The sequence below is a fragment of the Polaromonas jejuensis NBRC 106434 genome (assembly GCF_001598235.1).
Lineage (GTDB): Bacteria > Pseudomonadota > Gammaproteobacteria > Burkholderiales > Burkholderiaceae_C > Polaromonas > Polaromonas jejuensis.
Genome location: NZ_BCYO01000018.1, coordinates 1 through 13,135 on the forward strand (window position 1 = coordinate 1; position 13,135 = coordinate 13,135).

The window sequence follows — 13,135 nt, forward strand, 5'->3', positions numbered from 1 at the left end:
TGAAGAACTTAGTTCAGGGCAGATTTCTTGCCGTCTTTGTAGACATACAAGGTGATGGCCGGGTTCTTCAACTCGCCATTGGGTTCGAACGCGATCGTGGTGGTCACGCCCTTGTAGTTGGTCTTGATCAACTCAGGGGTGTAAACCTTTGGATCGGTTGAATTGGCACGCTTCATGGCGTCAACCAGCACGAAGGTTGCGTCATAGGTGTACGGGCTGTAAATCTGGAATTGGCCGGGGTACTTGGCGTCATAACGCTTTTTCCAGGCTTCGCCACCAGGCATTTTGGCCAGCGATGCGCCGCCTTCCGCGCAAACCACGTTGTTAAGGGTCTTGGCGCCACCGGCCAGCTTGGCTATTTCAGCCGTGCAGATGCCGTCACCGCCAAAGAATTTGACGTTGCTCATGCCGAGCTGTTCCATTTGGCGCAGCATCGGGCCGCCTTGAGCGTCCATACCGCCGTAGAAGACCGCGTCGGGGTTCTTGGATTTGACGGCGGTCAGGATGGCCATGAAGTCAGTGGCTTTGTCGGTGGTGAACTGCTCGTCAACCACGGTCATGCCTTTTGTCAGAGCCGTCTTTTTGAACACTTCAGCAACACCTTGGCCGTAGGCGGTACGGTCATCGATGATCGCCACTTTCTTCAGTTTCAGGGCATCAGCGGCATAAAAAGCCAGACCGGCGCCCAGGGCGTTGTCGTTGGCGATGATGCGGTAGGTGGTTTTGTAGCCCGGCTTGGTCAGGTTGGGGTTGGTTGCCGCACCCGTGATGTGGGGAATGCCGCAGTCGTTGTACACCTTGGATGCCGGAATCGTCGTGCCCGAATTCAGGTGACCGACCACGCCAGACACTTTGGCGTCGCACAGTTTTTGTGCCACGGCGGTGCCCTGTTTTGGATCAGCGGCGTCGTCTTCAGCAACAATTTCAAACTTGATCTTTTTGCCGCCAATGACAACGTTCTGTGTGTTCAGGTCATCGATTGCCATCCGCGTGCCGTTTTCATTGTCCTTGCCGTAGTGCGCCTGCGAACCGGACATCGGCCCCACGTGGCCGATTTTGACCACTGCATCCTGGGCCACTGCCAAACCCGTCACTGCAGCGAGAGCCACCACGGTCAGTTTTAGTTTCATTTGCATAAAAACACTCCGATTAGGAAATTGCCATAAAAGGTTGAGAATATTTTTTTACTCAACGGGGCCGAACTTAACGCAATTTTCGGGCCCACACCATAGCAACGCCCCTAGGTTTTTTTCGATCAACGGGTTTACCCGATAAATGAGTGTCTTATGCAGTCTTGAGTTCGCCTGGCGCCCCAGTCAGGCAAGTGGGGACCTGCCGAAAACCCTGCCCCCAAGCACCGGCCTGGAGACCAGGTGGGTTATTTAAGGTTCTTCCTGCGCAAAAGCCTGGCTCACGGATTGGCGCACGACGAGTTCAATCTCTTCGCGAAGCCTTGGTGCCAGCGTTTGGGTGTGCGCCAGGATCAACTCCCCCACGGCCTCCCGCAAACGGCGCTCCAGAACCAGGTCGATGCGTTGCAATACCCGCTGCACCATTTGCTCCTCCAGTTCGGCGGGAAGGGCCGCAGGGGCTTCGGTCTTGCCCAAAACGGGAGCAGAAGAAGACGGGGGCGGCGCAGGCCGAACCACCTCCGTCAATGTGGGAACGAAACGGGGCGGAAATGGCGGACGGCTCATGCCCCGGCCCCAGCCGCCAAATCATGCCGCTTCATGGCATACCCCCTGTCGGTGTAATGCTTCCAGCGATCGCGCGCGGCCAGACGGTCGTCATCGGCCAGCGTCACCACTTCAATCAAGCGCTCAAACCGTTCAAATTCAGCCGGTATGTCATGCCCAAGATTTACCAGCACGCCATGGTGTGGGCAGGCCGCGACGGACTCGGTGAGCAGCACTGGCGTGCCCGCCAGCTTGTTTTCCTGCGCATCGGCGCGGCAATGCGGCACAAACTCCGTCGGGGAGAAGCTCCACAACAAGTGATCGAGCTCAGCCAAAACCTCGGGTGCCGCCGTCACCACCACCTGTGCGCCGCTGAGGTAGGCCTTGCGCAGCAGACGGCAGCTGTACAACAGCTTGTCAGGCACATTGAAGTGGAAGGCGATCTCGGTCATGCCCGGGTTTTGGCAGCAGGCTTGCTTTTCCGGGCGGGCCTGGACGTGGATGGCGCCTTCGCGGAAGCGCTCGCCGGTACCTGGCCCAGCAAATAATCCACCAGCAAAGGCACGGGGCGGCCCGTTGCGCCCTTGGCAGCCCCGCCTTTCCAGGCCGTGCCGGCAATATCCAGATGCGCCCACGGGAAGCTCGCCGTAAAACGCTGCAGGAACTTGGCCGCAGTGACCGCGCCACCCGCCCGCCCCGCCACATTCGCAACGTCGGCAAAATTGGTTTTCAGCCCTTCGGCGTAATCTTCATCCAGCGGCATTCTCCAGCACAGATCCAGGGAGGACTCACCGGCCTCGGCCAAGGACTGGGCCAGTGAGTCATTATTTGAAAAGAGGCCGCTGCGCACCCCGCCAAGCGCCACCACGCAGGCACCGGTGAGCGTGGCAATGTCAACCACCGCACTGGGCTTGAAGCGCTCGGCATAAGTCAAGGCATCGCACAACACCAGCCGCCCTTCGGCATCCGTGTTCAGGATTTCAATGGTTTGCCCGCTCATGCTGGTCACCACATCACCTGGCTTGATGGCACTGCTGCTTGGCATGTTTTCGCAGGCGGGGATCAGCCCAACGACATTCAGCGCCGGCTGCAGATCGGCCAGCGCCCGGAAAGTCCCCAGCACGCTCGCGGCTCCGCACATGTCAAACTTCATCTCGTCCATTTCGCCCGCAGGCTTGATCGAGATCCCTCCCGTGTCAAAGGTGATGCCTTTACCGACCAGCACCACGGGCGCCGCGGCCTTGGCCGCGCCGTCATAGCGCAGCACGATAAAGCGCAAAGGCTCTGCCGAACCTTGGGCCACGGCCATGAAGGAGCCCATGCCGAGTTTGGCCACCTCTTTGGGACCGAGTACTTCGACCTTGATTTTGGAAAACTTGGCCAAAGCCTTGGCCGCTCCCGCCAGCAAGTTGGGGGTGGCATAGTTGGCCGGCCGGTTAGCCCATTCCTTGGCATATTCAATGCCCTTGACCAACGCCGTGCCTTTATCGAAGCCCGGCTTGACGGCGGCCGTATTGCTGACCTCGATCACGATCTGCTGAAGTTTTGCCGGAGTGGCTTTTGACTTGGTGGTCGTATAGCTGTAGGCGGCTTCGCTGCAAGCCACCACGGCGGCATGCACCGCATCGGCCTGGAGATCACTCAGCGCGCTGAGGCTGATAACCACGCGCCGGACATTGCTGGTCTTCAAGGTGCCCAACGCGGCATTCACCGCGGTACGAACATTTTTCGGACTGCCGTCATCCGCCCCCACCAGCAGAACCCGGGTTGCCGCGATGCCCGCCGTGCGATAAGCACCGAGCAGCTTGCCCGGCTTGGTTTCAAGATCGCCAGACTTGATGGCCAGCGCAGCCAGTGCCGACAAGGGGTCGTCACCGGAAGAACTCAAGTCCTGGGGTATGAGTACCAGCAGGGCATCACATTTTTCGCTGCAAAGGCGGGCACGGGTCAGTGTTTTGAGTTCAAAGTCCATAATTCAGGGTCTGGCAAGTAAAACAAAAATAAAGCAACGCAAAGCAAATATTCAGTCAATGTTATTCCAATCTTCGATTCGCAAAGAGTTGGCACGCAGTTTCGGGGCGACGCTGGTGGTGCTGGTCACCATCGTGATGACCATCGTGTTGATCCGCACGCTGGGCCAGGCCTCGCGCGGCTCCATCAGCCCACAGGATGTCATGCTCTTCATGGCATTTTCCGCACTCGGCCGCCTGCCAACCATACTGACCCTGTCTCTCTTCATTGCCATGGTCAGCACTTTGTCGCGCATGTACCGCGACAGTGAAATGGTGGTCTGGTTCACCAGCGGCCAGGGACTGACCGGCTTTTTGAGGCCGCTGTTTCGGTTTGCCTGGCCCGTTCTGCTGGTCATCACCCTGATGGCGCTTTTTGTCTGGCCCTGGGCCAACCAGCAAACCAAGGACATGCAAAGCCGCTATGAACAACGCGGCGACCTGGACCGGGTGGCGCCCGGTCAGTTTCAGGAGTCCTCCGGTGGCAACCGCGTGTTTTTCATTGACCGCGATCTGGCCGGCGGGCAAGCCAGCAACAACGTGTTTATTGCGGCGACGGAGAAAGGCAAAAACTCCGTCACCACGGCACGCTCGGGCCGCGTGGAGACCCAGGGAGACACGCAATTCGTGATGCTGTCCAATGGACAACGGCTTGAAAACGTGATCGGGCAATCCGCCCTCAAAATCAGCGATTTTGAAGAGTACGGCACCAAAACCGGCAGCTCGGGCAGCCTCAGCGAAAGCGAGCCGGAAGCCAAACTGCTGTCCACGCGTGCCCTGGCCAAGGTCCCCACGCGAAGCAATCTCAGTGAATTGGCATGGCGGGTGGGGCTGGCCCTGTCAGCCATCAACTTCGTGATTCTGGCGGTGGCGCTGGCCAGTGTGAATCCGCGTGGCGGGCGCAGCGGCAACATGATTTTTGTGCTGCTGACCTTTGTGGTTTACAACAACCTGCTGAATCTGGGGCAGAGCTGGATTTTCGTGGGGCTGATCAGCTTCAGCAACTTCCTGCTGGCGCTGCATGGGGGCGTCCTGCTGCTGGGCCTGGGATGGCTGCTCAAGCGGCAATACAACTGGGTTTTCAGGCCGGCGGCACGCCTGCACCGCCCGCCGCCTGACGTGCGCGTACACGGGAGCCCCTCATGAAAACGATACGCCGCCTGATTTACGGCGAGGTGTTGGCCTCCATCGCGCTGGTTGCGCTGGGTTTTCTCGCCCTGTTTTTCTTTTTTGACTTCGTCGATGAGTTGCAGTATCTGGGCAAAAACAATGGCCTCAGCGCTGCTGCCGATGTCTACCAGATCCGGCATGCCCTGCTGTATGTGGCTTTGCTGGTACCCAACCACCTGTATGAACTCCTGCCCATCTCGGTGCTGATAGGCACCGTTTTTGTCATGGCCCGGCTGGCCCAAAGTTCCGAATACACGATTTTGCGCACCAGCGGACTGGGCCCCTGGCGGGCGCTCAAGCTGCTGCTGGCGCTGGGCGCTTTATTTGTGGTGCTTAGCTTTGCGGTGGGCGATTACCTGGCGCCTGTCAGTGAGCGCACCGCGCAACTCCTCAAGGCGCGCTACCAGGGCAAGATCACCATCGGACAGACGGGGGCCTGGCTGAAGGAAAAGCAGGCCGACAACAGCTTCGTGGTCAACGTCAAAACACTGTCATCCGGCAATGAAATGCATGACGTGCAGATTTTCGAATTCAACAACAAGGGCTTGATCGTTTCCACCACCGAGGCGCCGGTCGCGGTATTTTCCGCCGACGGCGCCTGGCTGCTTCAGCAGGCCCAGCGCGCGGAGTTTGCAGTCCCGACTGGTTTTGGTGGCAAATCTGAACAGGTGGCCAGGGTCAGGCGCGCCACCGTGGACGGCTTTCGCTGGCCCACCGAAATCAGCGCGGAAATGGTGTCGGTGGCGCTGCTCAAACCCGACCGCATGGCCACCATCGACCTCTTCAATTACATCCGCCATCTGGACGCCAATGGCCAAACCGCGCAGCGCTATGAAATCGAGTTCTGGAAAAAGGTGTTTTACCCGCTCAGCTGCCTGGTCATGGTGATGCTCGCCCTGCCCTTTGCCTACCTTCATTTCCGCTCTGGCGGTATTTCGGCCTATGTTTTTGCGGGCGTGATGATAGGTATCAGCTTCTTCCTGCTCAACAACGTGTTCGGCTACATCGGCAATCTGCGCAACTGGCAACCCTGGCTGGCGGCCGCCACACCGGGCCTGCTGTACATGGCCGTTTCGCTGGGCGCGTTTGGCTGGCTGGTCTTCAAGCGCTGACGCTGGTCGGCGCTGGCTCACCGTCACAAGCAATATTCCCAAGATGGCGCTTTCCGAATTGACAGCACCGGCAATTATTCTGCTCGCCCACGGCTCGCGTGACCCCCAGTGGCGGGCGCCGATTGAAGCCGTCGCCGCACGCATATGCGCCCGCGAGCCCGGCCGGGCCGTCTGCTGCGCCTACCTTGAGCTTTGCTCGCCCTCACTGCCCGAGGCCGCTACGGATTTAATAGCTAATGGTGCCCGTCAGATAAGGGTGTTCCCTCTCTTTCTTGGACTTGGCAAGCATGCAAGGGAAGACTTGCCACGGCTGATCGACGCCATCAGGGCCGCCCACCCCGGCGCCACGATTGAACTCCTGCCCACGGCGGGCGAGTACGATCAACTGACCGCACTGATGGCGGACATCGCACTGTCGTAGCGCTTTACGCGGCGGATGTCGCAGAAAGACATCACGCGTTTCTTTAGGGCAATACAGGCATAATAAAGCCAATAATTAGCCTAAATTAGATATGAACCTTCACCAATTCCGCTTTGTTCAGGAGGCCGTACGCCGCAACCTGAACCTCACCGAAACGGCTCGCGCCCTGCATACCTCGCAGCCCGGCGTCTCCAAGGCCATCATCGAGCTGGAAGAAGAGCTGGGCGTGGAGATTTTTGCGCGGCACGGCAAACGCCTCAAGCGCGTGACCGAACCCGGTGCGCATGTCCTCAAAAGCATTGAACTGATCATGCGCGAGGTGGGGAATTTGCGGCGCATCGGCGAGCAGTTTTCGGCGCAGGACAGCGGCACGCTGTCCATCGCCACCACCCATACCCAGGCCCGCTATGTCCTGCCGCTGCCCGTGGCCAAACTGCGCGAAGCCTTCCCCAAGGTCAACGTCAGCCTGCACCAGGGCTCACCCGACCAGGTGGCCCGCATGGTGCTGGACGAGGTGGCGGAGATCGGCATTGCCACTGAGTCGCTGACCCAGTATGACGATCTGGTGACCTTGCCCTGCTACGAATGGCAGCACATGCTGGTCATCCCGATAGACCACCCGCTGGCCAAAAAGGAAAACATCAGCCTGGAAGACCTGGCCCAGGAACCACTGATCACCTACCACCCGTCGTTTACGGGGCGCACCAAGATCGATCACGCTTTTGCGGCCAGGCACCTGCAGCCACGCATTGCCCTTGAAGCCATTGACTCGGACGTGATCAAGACCTATGTGCGTCTGGGCCTTGGCGTCGGAATTGTTGCGGAGATGGCGCTCAAGGACGATGGCACGAACAGCGATCTGCTGGCCATTCCGGCGGGTCCGCTGTTTGGCGTGAACATTGCGCGCGTGGCCTTCAAGCGCAGCGCCTACCTGCGCAATTTCGTCTATAAATTTGCCGAGCTGCTCAGCGACAAGCTGGACAGAACACTCATCACCAAGGCCATGACCGGCCGCGTTAACGACTATGAGATTTAGCTCCCCCCCGAAGCGGCCTGCAGCCACCTCCCCCTCGAGGGGGCGCCACCAGCGGCCCGGCAAAGCCGGTTCCGCGGTGGCCGCTTGAAGAAATACCACACCTTGCGACCATGACCACCATCCTCGAACGTACCCCCAAGCTGGAAAGCAAACTGCCATCCGTCGGCACCACCATTTTCACGGTGATGTCCACGCTGGCCGCCGAAAAAGGCGCGGTCAACCTCGGTCAGGGCTTTCCGGACTTCGAGTGCGACCCGCTGCTGGTCCATGCCGTCACCGACGCCATGACCCGTGGCCTGAACCAGTACCCGCCCATGACCGGTGTGCCCGTGCTGCGCGAAGCGGTGGCCGCCAAGATCGCCAGGCTGCACGGCCACAGCTACAACCCCCACACCGAGATCACCATCACAGCCGGCGCCACGCAGGCCATCATCACCGCCATCCTGGCCGTGGTGCACCCGGGCGATGAAGTGATCGTGCTGGAGCCCTGCTACGACAGCTATGTGCCCAATATCGAGTTGGCCGGCGGCACGGTGGTGCGCGTTCCCCTGACGCCAGGCACCTTCCGCCCTGACTTCGACAAGATTTCGCAGGCCATCACGTCCCGTACGCGGGCGATCCTGATCAACTCGCCGCACAACCCGAGCGCCACGGTCTGGAGCCAGGCCGACATGCTCAAGCTGCAAGAGATTCTGGCGCCCACCGACGTGCTGCTGATCAGCGACGAGGTGTATGAACACATGGTGTTTGACGCCGCCAAAGGCCAGGTCCACCAGAGCGCGGCCCGCTTTCCAGGCCTGGCGGCGCGTGCCTTCATCGTCAGCAGCTTCGGCAAGACCTACCATGTGACCGGCTGGAAGGTCGGCACGGTCGCCGCGCCGGCTGCGCTGAGCGCCGAGTTCCGCAAGGTGCACCAGTTCAATGTCTTCACCGTCAACACGCCGGTTCAGTACGGCCTGGCCGCCTATATGGCCGACGACCGGCCTTACGTGGATCTGCCGGCTTTCTACCAGCGCAAGCGCGACCTGTTCCGCGCCGGGCTGGCCAATACCCGCTTCAAGCTGCTGCCCAGCGAAGGCAGTTACTTCCAGTGCGTGGACATTTCGGACGTCAGCGACCTCAATGAGGCCGAGTTCTGCCAATGGCTGACCACTGAAATAGGCGTGGCGGCCATTCCGCTGTCGGCGTTTTATGGCGACGGCTTTGACCAGCGCGTGGTGCGTTTCTGCTTTGCCAAGAAGGATGAGACCCTGCACGCTGCGCTGGAGCGTCTGGCCAAACTGTAGGTGCCTCCTGACGGTGGGATGGGCGCTCCGCCTGCCTGATTCTCCACCGCTCGGGACAAGAATAGAACGACATAACAGGGAGTGCTTCCATGTCGATTTCGCTCATTCTGCTCATCATTCTTATTCTTATGCTGGTCGGCGCCCTGCCGACTTGGGGGCATAGCCGAAGCTGGGGTTATGTTCCCAGCGGTGGCATCGGGCTGGTGCTTCTGATCCTGCTGGTGCTGCTGCTGATGGGACGCATCTAGGCCGAACCCGCCGCTTGAATGATGCAGGGCCTTGCCGTTGCAAGGCGCTTTTTATGGGGCCGAATCAGCTGTTGATCTGCGCCCAGGCCTTGTAGCTACGGCATAACAAGTCCTCCGGACAATTGTTAGCCTGCGCTGAAAAGCTTGTCTTCAACTGTTAATCTGGGCCCAAGCTTTTTCCAGCCGCTTCACGCTCACCGGCTGCGGCGTGCGCAGCTCCTGCGCGAAAAAGCTCACGCGCAACTCCTCCAGCAGCCAGCGGAATTCCTGCATGCGCGCATCCACTGCGCCCTTGCGCTCGGCCACCAGGCGCCAATAGCGCTGCTCCTGCGGCCGCAACTCGGCCATGCGGGCGGCATCGCGGGCCGGGTCGGTGCGCCACTTTTCCAGCCGCAGGGTGATGGCCTTGAGGTAGCGCGCAAAGTGCTGCAGCTGAGCATAGGGCGTGGCGGTTAAAAACTTCTTGGGCACCAGGCGCTGCAACTGCTGTGCGGCATCCGCAGCCGCTTCGGCGGCATTTTTGCTGTCCTTGATCTTGCGCTGGGCCACCGCAAACTCCACCAGAATACCGGCCGCCAGGCGCGCCACTTCGCTGGCAATCAGGGTCAGCCGGCCGCGACCATCGTCCACCCGTTTTTTGAATTCGGCTTCGTTGGTGGGCAGGGGGTCCAGCAAAAAGGCCCGGTCCAGCGCGACGTCAATGATTTGCGTGCGCAGCTCTTCCAGGGTGCCACCGCCCGAGTTGTCGGCCGCGCGCCCCACCAGCATGTAGGCCGTGGCCATTTTCTGCAGCTCGGGCAAATTCTTTTCAAGGTACTTCAGCGCGTCCCTGATCTGCAGGGAAAAGAGGCGGCGCAGGCCCGCACGGTGCCTGGCCGCCGCCACATCGGGCTCGTCAAACACCTCTATCGTGACCGCACCGCCGCCGTCGGCGCCCAGGTCCACCAGCGCCGGGAAGCCAATCAGCGTCTGCGCGCCCTTGCGGATTTCCATCAGCTCCGGCAACTCGCCAAAACTCCAGCTGGTGTAGCGCTCCGGTATTTTGGCCGCTACCTTTTCAGGAGCTGGCTGCGCCCGCCCCGCCTGGGCGGGAGGCCGATTTGATGCAGAACCTTGCGTCGCAACATCGTTTTTCGGCGCGCCGCTGCTCGGGCTGCCCAGATTTTTCAAGCCGGCCAGCGCCTGGAAAGCGCCGCGCGCCTGCGAACCCAGCTCGCCCTTGAGCGCGCCCAGGTTGCGGCCGGTGCCCAGCTGGCGCCCATGTTCGTCCACCACGCGGAAGTTCATGAACAGGTGCGGCGGCAGCATGTCCAGCTTCATGTCGGCGCGCTTGACGTCCAGCGAGGTCGCATCGCGCACCAGCTTGAGCACCGCGTCCGTCAGCGAACCGCTGCCGAAGACCTGCGGCTCGTTCAGCTGCTCGGCCATGCGCGTCGCGGTGTCGGGCAAGGGCACGAGCCGGGAGCGCGGCCGCTGGTGCAGCGTCTTGATCAGCGCCTGCACCTTGTCCTTGAGCATGCCAGGCACCAGCCACTCGCAGCGCTCGTCGTTGACCTGGTTCAGGGCAAAAATCGGCACCTCCACGGTCACGCCGTCGCGGGCATCGCCAGGCTCGTGCAGATAAGTCACCGCGCAGTCCACGCCGCCCAGGCGCAAGGTCTTGGGAAAGGCCTGCGTGGTGATGCCGGCGGCCTCGTGGCGCATCAGCTCTTCGCGGCTCAGCAGCAAAAGCCTGGGCTGATTTTTGACTTCGTCCTTGTACCAGCGCTCGCAACTCGCGCCGCTGCAAATGTCGGCCGGCAATTGCTGGTCGTAAAAGGCGTAGATCAGCTCTTCGTCCACCAGCACGTCCTGCCGGCGCGCCTTGTGCTCCAGGTCCTGCACCTGGGCAATCAATTTTTCATTGGCGGCCAGAAACGGCAGCTTGCTGTCCCAGTGGCCGGCCACCAGCGCTTCACGAATGAAGATTTCCCGCGCCGTCACCGGGTCCACCCGGCCAAAATTGACGCGCCTGCCGTTGTAGACCACCAGGCCATACAGCGTGGCCCGCTCCAGCGCCGTGACTTGCGCCGCCTTTTTTTCCCAGTGCGGATCCAGCAGCTGCTTCTTTAAAAGATGGCCACCCGCCTGCTCCAGCCACTGCGGCTCGATGTTGGCCAGGCCGCGGCCAAAAAGGCGCGTGGTTTCGACCAGCTCGGCCGCCACAATCCAGCGGCCCGGCTTCTTGTTCAGGCGCGCACCGGGGTGGCGGTAAAACCTGATGCCGCGCGCGCCCAGATACCAGTCTTCCTCGTCGCTCTTGCAGCCGATATTGCCCAGCAGGCCGCAGAGCATGGACAAATGCAGTTGCTCGTAGCTGGCAGGCCTGTCATTCAGATGCCAGCCCTGCTCGCCGACCACGGTGTGCAGCTGCGAATGGATATCGCGCCACTCGCGCACGCGGCGGACGTTGACGTAGTTCTCGCGCAGCAGGCTTTCGTATTGCCGGTTCGACAATTTGTGCTCCGCCCCATGGCCGCCACGGCTGTCACCCAACCACTTCCAGAGCTTCAGGTAGCCGCTGAACTCGCTCTTCTCGTCGTCGAACTTGGCATGCTGCTGGTCGGCCTGCGCCTGCTTGTCCATGGGCCGGTCGCGCACGTCCTGCACGCTGAGGGCGCTGGCAATCACCAGCACTTCATCCAGCGCCTGGCGGTCCTTGGCCTCCAGGATCATGCGGCCCACGCGCGGGTCCAGCGGCAGTTTGGCCAGCGTGCGGCCCACGGGCGTGAGCTCGTTGTCGTCGTCCACCGCGCCCAGCTCGGCGAGCAGTTGGTAGCCATCGGCAATGGCGCGGCGCTGCGGCGGCTCGATGAAGGCGAATTCCTCGACGGCGCCCAGGTGCAGCGCCTTCATGCGCAAGATCACTGAGGCCAGCGAGCTGCGCAGGATTTCCGGGTCGGTAAAGCGCGCCCTGCCCAGGAAGTCCTGCTCGTCATACAGGCGTATGCAGATGCCGTCGGCCACGCGCCCGCAGCGGCCGGCGCGCTGGTTGGCTGCCGCCTGCGAGATCGGCTCCACCATCAGCTGCTCGACCTTGTTGCGAAAGCTGTAGCGCTTCACGCGCGCGGTGCCGGTGTCGATCACATAGCGGATGCCCGGCACGGTGAGCGAGGTCTCGGCCACATTGGTGGCCAGCACAATGCGCCGCCCGGTGTGGCCGTCAAAAATGCGGTCCTGTTCTGCCTGGCTCAGGCGCGCAAACAGCGGCAGCACTTCGGCATTGCGGGTCAGGGGCTGGTGCGCCAGGTGCTTGCGCAAATGATCGGCGGCTTCGCGAATCTCGCGCTCGCCGGGCAGAAAAATCAGGATGTCGCCGGCGCTGTGCGGGCTTTGCCAGAGCTCATCAACGCCATCGGCAATCGCGTCGTTCAAGTCGTAATCGCGCGACTCCTCAAAAGGACGCCAGCGCTGCTCGACCGGAAACATCCGGCCGGACACCATGATCACAGGCGCCGGAACCATGGGCCCCCACGCTCCGCGCTGCGCGTCGTCGCTGCCCCCCGAGGGGGCTGCGCCCGACTTGGGGCGGCCCGGCGGCGGCGCGCTTGACGCAAAGTAATCGGCAAAGCGCTGCGCATCGATGGTGGCCGATGTGATGACCACCTTCAGGTCGGGCCGGCGCGGCAGCAGCTGGCGCAGATAGCCCAGCAGAAAGTCGATGTTCAGGCTGCGCTCGTGGGCCTCGTCGATGATGAGGGTGTCATAGGCCCGCAGCAGCGGGTCGGTCTGCGTTTCGGCCAGCAAGATGCCGTCGGTCATGAGCTTGACCGAGGCGTCGCGGCTCAGCCGATCCTGAAAGCGCACCTTGTAGCCCACCACCTCGCCCAGCGGTGTTTTCAGTTCTTCGGCAATGCGCTTGGCCACGCTGGAGGCAGCAATGCGGCGCGGCTGGGTGTGGCCGATCAGCTTGCCCTGGCCGGCCGGGTAGTTGAGCTTGCCGCGCCCCATGGCCAGGGCGATCTTGGGCAGTTGGGTGGTTTTGCCCGAGCCGGTTTCGCCGCAGACGATGATGACCTGATGCGCCGTGAGCGCCGCAGTGATGTCATCGCGCTTGCCGGAAACGGGCAGCGAATCGGGGAAGGTGATGGCCAGAGGAGACAAGGAAGCAGACAAGGACGAACTAGCAGTCAAAGCT

11 protein-coding genes are annotated in these 13,135 nt (G+C 61.5%); 6 read left to right on the forward strand and 5 right to left on the reverse strand.

The genetic code is table 11. From position 1 onward, the window contains the following. Positions 1-8: 8 nt before the first annotated feature. From PJE01S_RS17570 to PJE01S_RS17585, 4 genes are all read right to left on the reverse strand, one after another. On the reverse strand, positions 9-1,136 hold the full coding sequence (locus PJE01S_RS17570; RefSeq protein ID WP_068834949.1) for a branched-chain amino acid ABC transporter substrate-binding protein: 1,128 nt from the start codon (positions 1,134-1,136) through the stop codon (positions 9-11). Between the two features lie 246 nt (positions 1,137-1,382). Next, positions 1,383-1,697: a hypothetical protein gene (locus PJE01S_RS17575; protein ID WP_068834950.1), complete on the reverse strand. Its 315-nt coding sequence runs from the start codon at positions 1,695-1,697 to the stop codon at positions 1,383-1,385. Then, the gene (locus PJE01S_RS17580) at positions 1,694-2,128 is read right to left on the reverse strand and encodes a DNA polymerase III subunit chi (RefSeq protein WP_068834951.1); all 435 of its coding nucleotides are present in this window, start codon (positions 2,126-2,128) and stop codon (positions 1,694-1,696) included. The genes PJE01S_RS17575 and PJE01S_RS17580 overlap by 4 nt, the downstream gene beginning before the upstream one ends. Continuing rightward, a complete protein-coding gene (locus tag PJE01S_RS17585; RefSeq protein ID WP_068834952.1) occupies positions 2,125-3,648 on the reverse strand; it encodes a leucyl aminopeptidase in 1,524 nt (507 codons plus the stop codon). Before PJE01S_RS17585 ends, PJE01S_RS17580 begins: the two co-directional genes overlap by 4 nt. Positions 3,649-3,706: 58 nt before the next feature. Here PJE01S_RS17585 and lptF point away from each other — a divergent pair, with 58 nt between their 5' ends. From lptF to PJE01S_RS24635, 6 genes are all read left to right on the forward strand, one after another. Continuing rightward, on the forward strand, positions 3,707-4,831 hold the full coding sequence (lptF, locus tag PJE01S_RS17590; protein WP_068834953.1) for an LPS export ABC transporter permease LptF: 1,125 nt from the start codon (positions 3,707-3,709) through the stop codon (positions 4,829-4,831). Continuing rightward, positions 4,828-5,967 carry an LPS export ABC transporter permease LptG gene (gene lptG / locus PJE01S_RS17595; protein WP_068834954.1) on the forward strand — a complete coding sequence of 380 codons (1,140 nt, stop codon included), beginning with the start codon at positions 4,828-4,830 and terminating at the stop codon, positions 5,965-5,967. Before lptF ends, lptG begins: the two co-directional genes overlap by 4 nt. Positions 5,968-6,010: 43 nt before the next feature. Next, positions 6,011-6,388 (forward strand): sirohydrochlorin chelatase, encoded by a 378-nt coding sequence (locus PJE01S_RS17600; RefSeq protein ID WP_068834955.1) that lies wholly within the window; start codon positions 6,011-6,013, stop codon positions 6,386-6,388. A 91-nt stretch (positions 6,389-6,479) separates the two neighbouring features. After that, positions 6,480-7,424, forward strand: a complete 945-nt coding sequence (locus tag PJE01S_RS17605) for a CysB family HTH-type transcriptional regulator (protein ID WP_068834956.1) — start codon at positions 6,480-6,482, stop codon at positions 7,422-7,424. A gap of 110 nt (positions 7,425-7,534) precedes the next feature. Beyond that, positions 7,535-8,710, forward strand: coding sequence for a pyridoxal phosphate-dependent aminotransferase (locus tag PJE01S_RS17610; protein WP_068834957.1), 1,176 nt, complete (start codon positions 7,535-7,537; stop codon positions 8,708-8,710). An 89-nt stretch (positions 8,711-8,799) separates the two neighbouring features. Next, entirely contained in the window at positions 8,800-8,958 is a 159-nt protein-coding gene (locus PJE01S_RS24635; protein ID WP_084389617.1) for a DUF3309 family protein, read from the forward strand. A 150-nt stretch (positions 8,959-9,108) separates the two neighbouring features. Here the strand turns inward: PJE01S_RS24635 and hrpA are convergent, their stop codons facing one another. Beyond that, positions 9,109-13,101 carry an ATP-dependent RNA helicase HrpA gene (hrpA, locus tag PJE01S_RS17615; RefSeq protein ID WP_084389618.1) on the reverse strand — a complete coding sequence of 1,331 codons (3,993 nt, stop codon included), beginning with the start codon at positions 13,099-13,101 and terminating at the stop codon, positions 9,109-9,111. Positions 13,102-13,135: the final 34 nt, after the last annotated feature.

What these genes read in the sequence shown, in the direction of transcription:
- PJE01S_RS17570 (WP_068834949.1), bottom strand. Translation starts at nt 1,136, where the DNA reads ATGCAAATGAAACTAAAACTGACCGTGGTGGCTCTCGCTGCAGTGACG.
- PJE01S_RS17575 (WP_068834950.1), bottom strand. Translation starts at nt 1,697, where the DNA reads ATGAGCCGTCCGCCATTTCCGCCCCGTTTCGTTCCCACATTGACGGAG.
- PJE01S_RS17580 (WP_068834951.1), bottom strand. Translation starts at nt 2,128, where the DNA reads ATGACCGAGATCGCCTTCCACTTCAATGTGCCTGACAAGCTGTTGTAC.
- PJE01S_RS17585 (WP_068834952.1), bottom strand. Translation starts at nt 3,648, where the DNA reads ATGGACTTTGAACTCAAAACACTGACCCGTGCCCGCCTTTGCAGCGAA.
- lptF (WP_068834953.1), top strand. Translation starts at nt 3,707, where the DNA reads ATGTTATTCCAATCTTCGATTCGCAAAGAGTTGGCACGCAGTTTCGGG.
- lptG (WP_068834954.1), top strand. Translation starts at nt 4,828, where the DNA reads ATGAAAACGATACGCCGCCTGATTTACGGCGAGGTGTTGGCCTCCATC.
- PJE01S_RS17600 (WP_068834955.1), top strand. Translation starts at nt 6,011, where the DNA reads ATGGCGCTTTCCGAATTGACAGCACCGGCAATTATTCTGCTCGCCCAC.
- PJE01S_RS17605 (WP_068834956.1), top strand. Translation starts at nt 6,480, where the DNA reads ATGAACCTTCACCAATTCCGCTTTGTTCAGGAGGCCGTACGCCGCAAC.
- PJE01S_RS17610 (WP_068834957.1), top strand. Translation starts at nt 7,535, where the DNA reads ATGACCACCATCCTCGAACGTACCCCCAAGCTGGAAAGCAAACTGCCA.
- PJE01S_RS24635 (WP_084389617.1), top strand. Translation starts at nt 8,800, where the DNA reads ATGTCGATTTCGCTCATTCTGCTCATCATTCTTATTCTTATGCTGGTC.